The sequence below is a fragment of the Proteus sp. ZN5 genome, from assembly GCF_011046025.1.
Taxonomy (GTDB): domain Bacteria; phylum Pseudomonadota; class Gammaproteobacteria; order Enterobacterales; family Enterobacteriaceae; genus Proteus.
The window spans coordinates 2,689,619-2,702,193 of sequence record NZ_CP047639.1; the positions used below are offsets into that span (position 1 = coordinate 2,689,619).

Annotated in this window: 10 protein-coding genes; 4 read left to right on the forward strand and 6 right to left on the reverse strand. The window is 33.7% G+C overall.

The annotated features are described in order from the left end of the window. Positions 1 to 34: 34 nt before the first annotated feature. The 3 genes from GTK47_RS12380 to GTK47_RS12390 are packed head-to-tail and all read right to left on the reverse strand — an operon-like array spanning position 35 to position 4,516. Complete coding sequence (locus GTK47_RS12380) at positions 35 to 2,548, reverse strand: PEP/pyruvate-binding domain-containing protein (protein ID WP_165123570.1); 2,514 nt, start codon at positions 2,546 to 2,548, stop codon at positions 35 to 37. Beyond that, a complete protein-coding gene (locus GTK47_RS12385; RefSeq protein WP_165123572.1) occupies positions 2,532 to 3,413 on the reverse strand; it encodes a phosphatase PAP2 family protein in 882 nt (293 codons plus the stop codon). Before GTK47_RS12385 ends, GTK47_RS12380 begins: the two co-directional genes overlap by 17 nt. Then, positions 3,407 to 4,516, reverse strand: a complete 1,110-nt coding sequence (locus tag GTK47_RS12390; protein WP_165123574.1) for a glycerol acyltransferase — start codon at positions 4,514 to 4,516, stop codon at positions 3,407 to 3,409. Before GTK47_RS12390 ends, GTK47_RS12385 begins: the two co-directional genes overlap by 7 nt. Positions 4,517 to 4,658: 142 nt before the next feature. Between GTK47_RS12390 and GTK47_RS12395 the strand changes: the two genes are divergently transcribed. The 4 genes from GTK47_RS12395 to GTK47_RS12410 all read left to right on the forward strand — a co-directional run bounded on the left by GTK47_RS12395 (position 4,659) and on the right by GTK47_RS12410 (position 9,175). Beyond that, positions 4,659 to 5,144, forward strand: a complete 486-nt coding sequence (locus GTK47_RS12395) for a GNAT family N-acetyltransferase (RefSeq protein WP_165126607.1) — start codon at positions 4,659 to 4,661, stop codon at positions 5,142 to 5,144. 193 nt (positions 5,145 to 5,337) lie between these two features. Then, positions 5,338 to 6,246: an AEC family transporter gene (locus GTK47_RS12400; protein ID WP_165123576.1), complete on the forward strand. Its 909-nt coding sequence runs from the start codon at positions 5,338 to 5,340 to the stop codon at positions 6,244 to 6,246. A 124-nt stretch (positions 6,247 to 6,370) separates the two neighbouring features. Beyond that, on the forward strand, positions 6,371 to 7,660 hold the full coding sequence (locus GTK47_RS12405; RefSeq protein ID WP_165123578.1) for a hypothetical protein: 1,290 nt from the start codon (positions 6,371 to 6,373) through the stop codon (positions 7,658 to 7,660). A gap of 63 nt (positions 7,661 to 7,723) precedes the next feature. Beyond that, entirely contained in the window at positions 7,724 to 9,175 is a 1,452-nt protein-coding gene (locus tag GTK47_RS12410; RefSeq protein ID WP_165123580.1) for an AMP nucleosidase, read from the forward strand. A gap of 96 nt (positions 9,176 to 9,271) precedes the next feature. On the opposite strand, the gene GTK47_RS12415 is transcribed toward GTK47_RS12410, so the two are convergent. From GTK47_RS12415 to GTK47_RS12425, 3 genes are all read right to left on the reverse strand, one after another. Next, positions 9,272 to 9,850 carry a DJ-1/PfpI family protein gene (locus GTK47_RS12415; RefSeq protein ID WP_165123582.1) on the reverse strand — a complete coding sequence of 193 codons (579 nt, stop codon included), beginning with the start codon at positions 9,848 to 9,850 and terminating at the stop codon, positions 9,272 to 9,274. Positions 9,851 to 9,909: 59 nt separating this feature from the next. Continuing rightward, positions 9,910 to 10,902, reverse strand: coding sequence for a tyrosine-type recombinase/integrase (locus GTK47_RS12420; protein ID WP_165123584.1), 993 nt, complete (start codon positions 10,900 to 10,902; stop codon positions 9,910 to 9,912). Between the two features lie 341 nt (positions 10,903 to 11,243). Continuing rightward, positions 11,244 to 12,278 carry an isoaspartyl peptidase/L-asparaginase gene (locus tag GTK47_RS12425; RefSeq protein ID WP_165123586.1) on the reverse strand — a complete coding sequence of 345 codons (1,035 nt, stop codon included), beginning with the start codon at positions 12,276 to 12,278 and terminating at the stop codon, positions 11,244 to 11,246. Positions 12,279 to 12,575 lie beyond the last annotated feature (297 nt).

Sequence of the window (12,575 nt, forward strand, 5' to 3'; positions counted from 1 at the left end):
TTTTCTTTATCTAGCTGTAATACTTTTCAAGTCATTAGGACAAAATCTCAATTATGCCTTTTTGTCCGTCAATTTTTACTTTTTGCCCATTTTTTAAAATATTTAAGATATTGCGAACCCCCATTACTGCAGGTAGTCCCAATTCTCTAGCAGTAACCGCACCATGAGATAATGGCCCACCACTTTCGGTAATAATGCCGGAGGCTCGGTAAAAAAGTGCTGTCCACGCTGGGTTGGTTGTTCTTGCAACTAAAATGGCATTTTGTGGAAATTCGGCAAAATTTTCTGGACCATAAACAAGATAAACTTCGCCTTCAATAATACCAGCACTGCCAGCTAAGCCTTTTAATTGATGCTCATTTGTATTCAGTTCATTACAACTATCTTCACCATAGATCCATTGTGGTGTGACTGATTTTGCTTTTAGATACCCAGCTTTGTTTTGGTATATATGATGACGCAACTGATTCCACTCAGTAAGATCATCTGCAAGAATTGCATTAGCTAAAGGTTGTTCATTAGCAAAATAAATATCCATTGGGCAATCTAATACACTACGAATAACCAATCGCTCTCCTAATGCTTTTAATCCGCGACGCATAGGTAAGGCTAATCGAGTTGTTTGATAATGCTCTAAGTCATCAAGTGCAGTATAAACACGAGCTAATCGAATAATTTCTTGTAAGAAAAAGCGTAACTCTTCAGGGGCATCAGAGATAATTGAAAATTCAGTTTCTGACTGTAGGATTTTTTTGCCTAACGGATCATCTGTTTGCTTATCATCAGCTAAGTCTGCCATCGCTTTAATTTGAATTAATACAATATGTGGGGCATCTAACCAAGTAGGATGATATGCATCAAAATCTAATTCTCTATGACCATGATTAGCTAAGAATAAGGTAAATTGCTGGTGAAAATGAGGATCGCATACCTCGATTTCTTGCATAATGCTTTCAGGAACAATAGATGCTATAAGTTTGAGAAGTTGAGGGTGCTGTCGAACATAACGAGAGAGGGCCCAAAGTTCAGCGTTCACTTGCCCCGTTTTAGTTTCAGACATCGCAATTAAATTATCGAATGCAATATGTGCATATTTTTCTTCTTTGAAGAAAAGTTTTAGCAATGCCATCAATGCAGAATAGAGTGAGCGCTGAGTCAAGGATATGGCAATGTTAGGTAAAAAGTAATCAGCGCCTAATTTATTAATTCTTTGCACATAATCCCATAGCTGAGGCAAACTTTTATCCTGCAATGGTTCATTCATCAATGCACCAATAGAGATTAAATATTTATCTAAATCACGCATCCAAGTAATAGGTAATTCCTGTACCCAACTGAATTTTTGTGCAATTTCAGGCAAAGATTTTAACAGGGTAGGTAAATCATTCATCATCGATGTAGGGAGGCGATTACTATACAAGGAAACAGCATTTTGGTTGCCGTAAATATAATAATCTTGCATACCGAACCATTTGCCATTAAATGAAGGAAGCCCCATAAGATTAAGGCTAAAGTTTAATGATGAATGAAAACCCGCTTCACACATATCCCATGTTAATGGCGTGATAGGATTAGGGAATCTTTCTGCTGATTCTTCTCTTGTCCAAATTGGGGCAATTTGTGTCACATTGCGTGATTGCAAAAGCCATAATTTTCCATCATGAAATGCCCATTCTATATCTTGTGGGAAATCAAAATATTTTTCCGCTGAGATAGCAAGTTCAGCTACTTGTTTACACTGTTCTGCTGTCAGCGAGGACATGGATTGTTGAGCTGATTTAAGAGGTAAGATTTTAGTGCTATTATCAACCATAACAATGGCATTTATTTTTTGAGCAATCGTTTCTTGTTTTAATGTGAAACTCCCTCTATCAATTAGAAATTCATCGATAGGATCTTCACCAGCAACAACAGTTTCACCTAATCCAAATGCGGCATTAATTAATACAGTAGAAAGAGACCCTTGAACTGGATCAACAGAAAAAGCCACACCCGCAGCTTCATTCTCTTGGACGTTAATCATTCTTTGTAGCACGACCGCCATTGATGCTTGAGTATGGGGCAAATTTAAATGTTGGCGATAGAGCATAACGTGCGTGTGCCATAAAGATGCATAACATTGGCGAATAGCATCCAGTAAATTAGGCAAAGTTTTAACACCTAATACAGTATCATGTTGCCCTGCAAAAGCGGCTCCAGGCATATCTTCTAATGTTCCAGAAGATCTCACCGCTAAAGCAGTATTATTTAATTGGAGCTCGTTTAATCTCGAATTTAAAGAATGAATTAAACTCTCTGGTATGGATGCTTGTAAAATTAAATGGCGAATATTTTTACTAACGACTTCAATTTCTTGCTTTTTTTCTGATAATAATCGATTAATTTCAGGTAGTAAGGGAGTTATAAATAGCTGATAAGCTTGGCAAGATAGAATTAAACCATCAGGAACAGGCAATGATTGAATTGTTTTTGCTAAACTCGCACCTTTACCCCCACTAATAGATACTTCAGAAGCAATAGGCTCGTTAATTTTATAAATGAGTTCCATATTCGACCTTATTATTTTTACAAGTGATGTAAAGCACCAATGATGCAAACAATGCACCGACAATAACATCAATGCCGTAGTGATAATGTAAATAGACAGTTGCTAAAATAAGTCCTATTAAGATAGGAGATAAGCAATATGCTGTTTTTCGATAACCTGAAAAATAGAAAAAACCAACAATAAAAAGAGTGATCCCTGTGTGCAACGAAGGAAAGACATCCATTCCTGTAATTCCTTTATCAACAAGATCAGTCAAAAATAGTGTCATGGCACCAGAGTAAACTGGATAGTTAAAATCAGAAGGAAAAGCAGAGTAAGGACCGGCTGCTGGGATAGAGAAGTAACCAATAAAACCGAAAAAATACATTAGCATTAAGCCGAAAAAATAGTTTTTAGCCAGTATATTATTTCGGTTTAAAAAGAAGAAAAGGGCACTACCAATAATCAAGAAGTAGAAACTAAAATAGCAAAAAGAAAGAAATTCACTTAGCCAGCCAGACTGTAATGAGATAGTCCATTCTGGCAAGCTTTTTCCAAACCATAGAAATTTATCTAAATTATATAATATGTCATCAAAACTCCATTGGTATAAACCATAGCGAATCGATTTAAACAGAGGAAAGATAGTCCAACAAGTAATCAGTTGTAACAAACCAAACCAATAGAATCGAGAGCGATAGGTTGCTTGTTGCTCTTTGTATCCAATAAAAATGAGTAACACCCATAAAAACAAGCCTAAAAATATGGGAGTTAACATTTCTGTCGCTCTAGTCAACCAACTTCCATAAGTTCCCAATGCCCAAATAATAAACAATTGTAGAGAAAATAAATGGTTAAAAAGCATCCTAGCTTTCGTGGTTAACATATTTGAGCGCCTTTCTTCCTTATCAAGATAAAACCGAATAGTGCACTGACCAAACTTATACCAATAAATACAGGGAAAAAAAATAGGAGTATGACTAAGATAGGAAGCCAAATTGCCGTTGCAATTGCGCCACCCAATATTTTAAAGAAGCTAATAGTATTACGGGCATCAGCAAAATGAGATGCAATAAATGACGATAAGAATATTGGAAATAAAATATACATGAATAAAAATGAAATATAACGCCAGATTAATATAGAATATTGAGGATTTCTTTCTATATTTTGATTGTCATTATTTGATTTATGTAGGTTATTTTGATAATCAATAAAGGATTCAGCATAAGAATGACCATCCTTATTTTTATTAAAAGCATAGGTTGATGCTTTCTCAAAAATATCAATATTTGGACAATTAACCGAAATTTTATTTAGTGCTGTAGAAACTTCCGTATGAATATTTTGTTCCCATTCTCTGATTGACAAATTATCTTTTTGTGAATTTATAAAAATATTTTCACCAATATAAACTTCAACTTTTGAACTGAATTTATCAGGGGCTATATAAAACAAGCCCATAGGGATAATATCAAAAACTACTCCCTCACTGATTAATGTTCTAATAATTCTTGCTGCTCCTCGTTGATAAGGTAATGGCTGGAAACCCCACTCACTACTGCCCTCAGGGAATAAGAGTAAGTTACCACCTGCTTTTATATGCGCAATTGCAGCATCTGAAGGACTTGAAAATATATTTGCATTTACACCTAAACGTTGTCTATCCTTTTTTCTAACTACAGGAATACCCGTAAAAAAAGTTTTCATTAAACGACTATTTAATAATTGAATTGATGCTAAAGCTTGAGCTTGAGGAAATGCCTTTAATGCAATGTAACCATCAAAAGCACTGTTCCGATGACTACATAGAATTAACTTTGGATGTGTATTTTCAGCTTGATATCCATTATGGTGAATAAGTGAAGTTTTAGAAAAGTAGATTTCTCTAATTGCAGTAGAAATGAATTGATAATAAAAAGAAAGTGGAGAACCAACAACAAAAGAGGAGGTTTTTTTTATTGATGAAGGTAATATTTGGTTAGGCATAAGATTTCCTTACATTATTCCTTCTATAAAAACATATCACGCTCTTAAAGAAAGTAACACTAAAAAATTAAAAATTAAAAGTATTATTAGAATAAATAAATTCACTAATTTGAGGCTCTTAATTCTAATGAAAAAGATGGAAATGAGAATGATTCAACTTAGGCTTGCTGAGCCACAAGAAGCAAAAAGATTGTGGTATTTACGAAATCAAGCATTGCGATTTGGTTGTGAGAATGTTTATCCATCAGAGGTTTTAGCAGCTTGGACTCCTGATGAGATGCCTGAAGGATATCGGCAGGCTATTATTAATAATCCATTTTATGTAATTGATTGCAAGGAATATAATATTCCTGTTGCTTCAGGTTTTCTTGATGTTAAAACAGGTTTTGCTGAAGCTATTTTTACATTACCTGAACACATGGGAAAAGGATTTGCAAGGCTAATTTTAAAGCAACTGAAGCATGAGGCAATTAAGAGAGGGCAATCAAGATTGTTTTTAGATGCAACACCTAATGCAGTATTATTTTATTTAAAACAGGGTTTTAAAGCTTTAGAAGAACGTGATTATTATTCTGATTTAGCAAAAGCAAAATTACATTGTTACCGTATGTTCATTGACTTAGATTAATTGTCTATATTTTAATCACCTTGAAAGGATGTTTTTTTATAATGAACTAAATAATAAAAAAGCTATTCTTAAAATGCGGTATAAATTTATTTTTATCATTTTTTGAATTAGCTTTTATATTAATAACATAAAATAGCAATCCTCACGATGTTACGATATTGTAAAGTATTACGATATCTCTAGGATAAATATTATGCAAAATGTGTTATTAACGTTATGGCCATTATTCGCGTTAATTGCGCTAGGTGCAATTTTAAGAAGAAATAAAACGTTTGAGCCAGCATTTTGGGTAGGAGCTGAAAAACTTAACTATTTTCTACTTTTTCCTGCCCTATTGATTAATAGTTTGGCGAATGCTCCTTTATCTGATCCTCAATTACCCCACCTTGCTGGGGCTATTTTTTCTGTAGTTATTATTGTCACTATTTTGTGTGTTATTTTGAAAAAAATAACAGGGTGGTCTGCGGGTCGCTTTGGTGCAATTGTTCAAGGTAATATTCGATTTAATACTTATTTAGGTTTAGCTATTGTTGCTGATTTATTTGGTGTTGAAGGCTTGGGAATAGCGGCTTTGATATTAGCAACACTGGTTCCTCTATCCAATGTAACTTCGGTGCTTTGCTTAACCGCAGGGCAAAATGTGACTTTGCGTCAATTGATATTACCTATCATAAAAAATCCTTTAATTATCTCTTGTGTTATTGGCATCATAATAAATCTGTCAGGAATTGGGCTTCCTTTTGGTAGCGATCAATTCTTGAAATTGTTAGCAGCAACGAGTTTACCTTTAGGACTTATTTGTATTGGTGCGGCATTGCATCTATCAACACTAAAAGCAGAAAGCAAAATGATTGGTATTAACACAGTTACCCGTTTGCTTATAGTACCGGTAATCGCGTATAGCGTTGCTTATTTCTTAGGTTTGTCTTCATTAGTTATGATGCTTTTGGTTGTTTTCTTTTCTATCCCAACAGCGCCAACTTCTTATATTTTAACTCGACAGCTAGGAGGGGATTCTGAGTTAATGGCGGGAATGATTACTTCTCAGACAATGTTTGCTGCAATTACATTGCCTATTGTGTTAAGTTTTCTATCAAGGTGATTTTTAGAAATATTAATTAAAGTATTCTTTATCTGTAACTATAATTTTGTGGTGTTTTTTTATATAAAAAAATATTTTTTTTTATTATCTTTATTTTTCATTTGATTAAAATGGAAAAATTAAAATGAAGATTTTAAATGCACATATTGCTTATGAAAAAGTAACTAAATTATCGGATAACTCGCCATCTAATGTAATGAGTATTTGGGAAAAAATAAAAGATTGGTTTGGATTAAGTCAGCAAAAAAAAGTATTAACTTTAATTAAAAATATTTATTTTAACCAAGAAACAACAACCTTAGAAAAAAATAGAGATTTCTTTCATCTAAAACAACTTGCTGGAGCACAGTATAAGAATAATTTTAAATATAAATCGGATAACAATGAAATATCTTATCTAATTGATTTTAATGGCGGATTTATTGAATCTAGAAGCAGCGTCATGCCATTTATTGAAGCTATAAAAAATGAACTCAATATTGATTTAAAAAATTATAATAATGAAGATATAGACGCATTTATTAATAATTATTATAAGTTATCAACATTAAATAATGAAAAAATAAATTATGAAGAAAAAACTATTGCGTTTAGAGCGGTTCTTATGGAATGTATTGATGCTAATAAAAATCCGCTTAATAAACAAGGTTTTTCTCTTGATATCTTCAATGAAAAGGAGTCATTTAATGATAAATATGAGTATTTAAAAGAAAGTAGTGAAAAATATTTTGGTAACATTAATACTAAGAAGTTAATCGATAATATCTATGATTCTGTAAATCAGAATACGTACAAAAAACTTAGAGAACAGGTAGAAAAAGATATTCCAAGATATGATTTAAAATTCAACGATGAAAATATATCTGACATTACTTCATTAGAGGGGAAATTAAAGCCATTAAATAATAAAGATACTATGGTTATTTTTGAGTTGCTTAATCAAGGTATTTTTCCAATGATAAAAGATTCTTTTGAAGAATATGATCCTATTGCTTCAATGTATTCATATTTTACAGGAGAGACATCTGTTAATATAAAAAATGAAGGTAACTTATACACTATAATTGTTAACAATAAAAAGAAAATAGCAGAGTCTGATATTGAAAAAATGAGCCAGTTATCAGGTACTATTTTAAACGACTTTGATTACCACTCTATGAATTTATATATGAAAAATTTTGTTGATGCTCCTGTATCAAAGGAAAAATTAGATATTGCATTAGCTCAGTATCAACATGAAATAGAGAAAAGAGTGATAGACAGCATTGGCGATAAATTTAATTATAAACAAAATAGATTTGCTTTGCTGGAAGAAAATATAAATATCAAATTTGAATTTAATCCTGAACTAATGAAAAAACTATCCATTTCAACTAATGAAAGCAAAGCTGAATACAGTTTATTAAAACCTTGATTGGGATAAAGAGGGCTTCTTGCTATTATGGTTATAAATTAATAATAAGTAAGAGGCTCTTTTATGTCACAATCTCATCACCTTGAAATCCAAGCAGTTATTACCAAACTAAAAGAACAATATCAAAATGCCGTTGATGCATTACGTAATGCAATTGTTGATTACGCACAAGATGGGAAATTACCCGATGTAAAACAAAGAGCTGAAGGATTATTTGCTTATCCTCAATTAACGGTATATTGGTCTGGTGAAACAAAAACAGAAGATAAAACGAGAGCTTATGGGCGTTTATCTCGCTCAGGAACTTATTCTACCACTATTACTAATCCCGCTTTATTTGAAAATTATTTATCAGAACAATTGCAACTTATCGCTGATGCCTACTATACAACTTTTGAAGTCAGCGCCTCAAAACAAGAAATTCCTTATCCTTTTGTCATTGATGGAACAGGCATTGGCTTTGATAGAAAAATGAGTGCTTCTTTAGCTAAATATTTCCCGACAACTGACTTATCTAAAATTGGTGACGAAATTACTGATGGATTAATTTGTGATAGGGATGTTTTACCACTTTCTCATTTTGATGCTTTGCGTACAGATTTCTCATTGGCACGTTTAAAACATTACACAGGTACATTGCCTGAAGATGTTCAACCTTATATTTTATTCACTAATTATAATCGCTATGTTGATGAATTCGTTCGTTGGGCCTGTGAACAAGTTGCAGATAAAAACAGTCCATATTGCGCACTTTCTTGTGCTGGCTTTCAACAAATTACGGCTGAAACGGTTGATCCTGAAAAGTTAATATCCGACTTAACTTGGAAAAAATATCAAATGCCAGCTTATCATCTAATTGCAAAAGAAGGACCCGGAATAACATTAGTTAATATTGGTGTTGGGCCTTCAAATGCAAAAACAATTTGCGATCATTTAGCTGTTTTACGCCCCCATGTTTGGTTAATGATTGGCCATTGTGGTGGTTTACGTGAAAGCCAACAACTTGGCGATTATGTATTAGCGCATGCATATTTACGAGATGATCATATTTTAGATGATGTATTACCACCAGATATTCCAATTCCTAATATTGCTGAAGTGCAGCGTGCACTTTACGATGCAACAAAAATAATTAGTGGAAAACCGGGACATGAAATAAAACAAAGATTGAGAACAGGAACTGTTGTGACAACGGACGATCGTAACTGGGAATTACGTTTTTCTGTTTCAGCTAGACGATTTAATTTAAGTCGCGCCGTCGCTGTTGATATGGAAAGTGCAACAATCGCAGCACAAGGCTATCGTTTTCGAGTTCCTTACGGCACATTATTATGTGTATCAGATAAACCTTTGCATGGTGAAATTAAGTTACCCGGTCAAGCTAACCATTTTTATGAAGGTGCAGTATCAGAGCATTTACAAATTGGTATTGAATCTATTGAATTACTTAAACAAGAGGAAGGGAGTTTACACTCTCGTAAATTGAGAACCTTCAATGAACCTCCTTTCAGATAAATTGTGCTAATAAGAAATCCCCAATTTTAAACAGTTAGTAAGTTGAAATTAGTTTATAGCTGGGGATTTTTATTTAACATAAAGAAAAATAGAGAATTATTGCACCCAAAACGGATCGTTGTTTTTATCTTGATGCCACTGATATTCAATTTGCCATGCTAGTTTTTTAGCAACTTCATGACTATATCTATCGGCAATAAATCCTAAAGCCATATCTGTACCAGCAGAAACACCCGAAGAGGTGTAGTATTTACCATCGATGCACCAGCGAGCTTCTTTTTTCCATAATACTTTTTCAGATTGTGAAATAACCCAATCCCATGCTCTTTTATTAGATGTCGCTGTTTTATTATCTAATAATCCTGTTCTAGCTAATAGGGCAGATCCAGTACATACTGTTAAACACCATTGTGATTTTTCAGCTAATGATTTTATTGTGTTTATCATAAGATCATTATTAACTAGGTTTCGAGTTCCCTGACCACCAGGAATAAGAATAACATCAGAATATGAGATAGGTTGCGTTGAAATTTCAATACCTTGATTACTTTTAATTAAACCACCGTTTAATGAAATACATTGCATTTCAATTTCATCAATACGTCCAAATATTTCGATAGGGCCAAATGCATCTAACGTTTCAAAATCATCAAAAAGTAAGATATTTATTTTCATTATTTTTCCTTGCTGTGTTTGTAAGATATTCATCTTAACAAGTTACCTGAAAATAAAACTTAAAAACGTAAATGTCTCGCTGCTTTTCTTAGTCGATCATCTCCACGTCTATCATAACGTTGGGTTGTCATAATACTGGCATGTCCCATTGCGTCTTTTACAGTGACAATATCTTCACCATTATCAAGCATTGCAGAGGCAAAAGTTCTTCGTAGATCGTGAGGTGCAAACTTATCAATACCACTTTCTTGTTGTCGAGTTTCTAAAATATAGTAAATGGCTTGATCGGTGATCCGTTCATCGGTGACATCATCAAATCGGCGAATGCGAGTGAAAAGAGGGCCATCTTGTGTACCTCTTATTTCATCAATCCATAATTGAACGCGATCCCAAGTATCATCAGGCATATAAGACATGCGTTCTTTATTACCTTTACCTCTAACAAGAAAAGCTTGATCACGAAATTGAATGTGCTCGTAATTGATAGCTACTATTTCTGAACGACGTAACCCGCAACCTAATAACACACTTAATATTGCGGCATCTCTTAAACCTTTTGATGAATTGTCTTTTTCACAACTTCTGAATAAAGCACGAATTTCACTGCTAGTGAGTGCCCGGCCTTTAGGTAATCGACTTCCTCTTACCGATTTAACTTGGCGGATATGCTGATAACTTTCAGTATCCATTTGTTTCATTGCCCAAGCTTCTAAAGCGACACCTTTTAATGCCGCAAGATAAGTATTGATAGTGGCGGGGGCTTTATTGGCATCAGATAACATATCAATAATAGCTTGAATATGATGCCGACGAAGTGCTCCCCACTGGCAATTTTTGAGAGAAGAAAAACCAATCATCTTAGCAACAATAGTTAAAAACGATCCCATTGTTTGACGACTACGTTTTGAACCCAAACTCATTAAATATGCCATTGCAGGATTAGTATAAGCGGGTGAGGTGAATGTTGCATTCAGATCCAATAATGCTTGTTTTTCAGACAAAACTAGCGATGTTTCAGGTGTTAATTCCTGATCGTCGTGGTGAAATTCCACTGTGATTTCCTTATTAAATCAACATAACCATGATGAATATTCTAACAGATCCAAAAAAGAAAAAAGCTACTTTTTCAAAGGATCATTTTAATAAGTAGAAACGATCTTGTTTGTTTTGCCATCAGGTTGATTGTTTGGTGAGCACATTTGGGATGAATAACCATCAGATTGAGTTAAGGAAAAAATAGCTGTAAATAACGTTAAGAAAAAAAGTAAGGAATAATAAGAGGAAAAGGGAGGTTGTGCCATTTTCGCACCCAAAACTTTCACTTTTTATCGACTTGAAAATAATGAAGATAGCAGTAAAAATTGGGTGCGAAATAATCAATAGCTATTCAAATTTACTCTTTATAAATTGCGACAACAGGTTTTCCGTCATTACTAATTGTGCCACGATACATACCTTCAGAATTAAAACTCATTGTGTAGTTACCTGTTTTATCTAATACGATAACACCACCACTACCATTAATAGCTTTAACTTCATCAAGTGCATTTTGAGCGGCTTCTTCTAAAGGCAAATTTTTATATTTAACTTGGGCTGCAATATTGAAAGCAGTTAATGTCCTGATAAACATTTCACCAGATCCTGTTGCGGATACAGCAACGGTTTCATTATCAGCATAGTTACCCGCACCAATAATAGGGGAATCACCAACTCGACCATAACGCTTGTTTGTCATTCCTCCCGTAGAAGTTCCTGCCGCTAAGTTACCATGTTGGTCAAGAGCGACTGCACCTACGGTGCCATATTTATAATCGTACATCATAGGGTCAACAAAAAGGGCAGCTGTTTTACCGTCATGATCTAAAACAACTTGTTCTTTTTCTATCGCTTTTTGAAGTTGTTGCCAACGATGTTCAGTTTTAAAATAAGAAGGATCAACAATAGTAAGTCCTTGTTCTTTAGCAAAAATGTCTGCCCCATTTGATACCATCATAACGTGCGGACTTTTTTCCATCACCGCAATGGCTGCGTTAATTGGATTTTTAACCGTAGTTACACCGGCAACAGCGCCAGCTTTACGGGTTTTACCATCCATAATAGAAGCATCTAGTTCATTACGACCATCATGGGTAAAAACGGCACCTTTTCCTGCATTAAATAATGGTGAATCTTCCATAACATTAATGGATTTTTGAACGGCTTCTATGCTAGTGCCTCCACTATTTAAAACAGCATACCCTGCATTTAATGCTTCGGTTAATTTCTCTTTGTACTCTTTTTCTTGTTCTGGTGTGATGGTGTCTTTAGTGATTGTTCCTGCACCACCATGAATAACAAGGCGGATCGGTGTGTCGGATTTTGCAAAAACAGAGGTAGCAAACAGAGTGCAAAGTGTCATTGTGGCGAGTTTATACTTAATATTATTCATATAACCCTTCTTGTTTTTAATTAAAATTGATTTGATATCATCATATGGATTTTACGATCTTGATCTTAAATTCTAATTAATTGCATCAACGTACTTTGATAACTAACTGCAATAATCACTATATAAAAAGTTTAAGACATAAGTGGTCTGAACACCTAATTTTCTTTTTAATTTATCATTCTTCATCATGTAATATTTTGTTTTTTAATGAAGATCCAATAAGTTATACTTTTTGATATTTTTATTAATGAGGGAATAAATATAAATCGTAGCTAATAATGTTTTTTAAAAACAAAA

What these genes read in the sequence shown, in the direction of transcription:
- GTK47_RS12380 (WP_165123570.1), bottom strand. Translation starts at nt 2,548, where the DNA reads ATGGAACTCATTTATAAAATTAACGAGCCTATTGCTTCTGAAGTATCT.
- GTK47_RS12385 (WP_165123572.1), bottom strand. Translation starts at nt 3,413, where the DNA reads ATGTTAACCACGAAAGCTAGGATGCTTTTTAACCATTTATTTTCTCTA.
- GTK47_RS12390 (WP_165123574.1), bottom strand. Translation starts at nt 4,516, where the DNA reads ATGCCTAACCAAATATTACCTTCATCAATAAAAAAAACCTCCTCTTTT.
- GTK47_RS12395 (WP_165126607.1), top strand. Translation starts at nt 4,659, where the DNA reads ATGAGAATGATTCAACTTAGGCTTGCTGAGCCACAAGAAGCAAAAAGA.
- GTK47_RS12400 (WP_165123576.1), top strand. Translation starts at nt 5,338, where the DNA reads ATGCAAAATGTGTTATTAACGTTATGGCCATTATTCGCGTTAATTGCG.
- GTK47_RS12405 (WP_165123578.1), top strand. Translation starts at nt 6,371, where the DNA reads ATGAAGATTTTAAATGCACATATTGCTTATGAAAAAGTAACTAAATTA.
- GTK47_RS12410 (WP_165123580.1), top strand. Translation starts at nt 7,724, where the DNA reads ATGTCACAATCTCATCACCTTGAAATCCAAGCAGTTATTACCAAACTA.
- GTK47_RS12415 (WP_165123582.1), bottom strand. Translation starts at nt 9,850, where the DNA reads ATGAAAATAAATATCTTACTTTTTGATGATTTTGAAACGTTAGATGCA.
- GTK47_RS12425 (WP_165123586.1), bottom strand. Translation starts at nt 12,278, where the DNA reads ATGAATAATATTAAGTATAAACTCGCCACAATGACACTTTGCACTCTG.